This is a genomic window from Escherichia sp. MOD1-EC5189, assembly GCF_002966045.1.
In the GTDB taxonomy this organism is placed as follows: Bacteria; Pseudomonadota; Gammaproteobacteria; order Enterobacterales; family Enterobacteriaceae; genus Escherichia; species Escherichia coli_F.
Genome location: NZ_PTRX01000144.1, coordinates 1 through 281, shown reverse-complemented (window position 1 = coordinate 281; position 281 = coordinate 1). Strand labels below are relative to the sequence as shown.

1 protein-coding gene is annotated in these 281 nt (G+C 50.9%); it reads left to right on the top strand.

Features of this window, described 5'->3' with window-relative positions:
• Positions 1–281: DEAD/DEAH box helicase family protein (locus ATB02_RS25970; protein WP_198600619.1), on the top strand; the 281-nt coding region annotated here is incomplete at both ends.

Genomic DNA, 281 nt, shown 5'->3' with positions numbered 1-281 from the left:
CATGGCGAAGAAACCGAAGTCAGTCGGCAGTGAGAAGCTACTGTTTAACAGGCTGAAGCAGTTCGATGAACCAGGACTGTTCCACGATAACTATCAGACGCCGGACTATATTCAGGAAAACCTGAAAGATGCCCTGCGCCCCTATCAGCATGGTGCACTGCGTTACCTGCATTACACGCAACGTAAACGGGATGATGCGCTGCTGCATTATCGCCACCTGCTGTTTCACATGGCAACCGGTGCAGGGAAAACGATGGTGATGGCAGGAACGATACTTTATC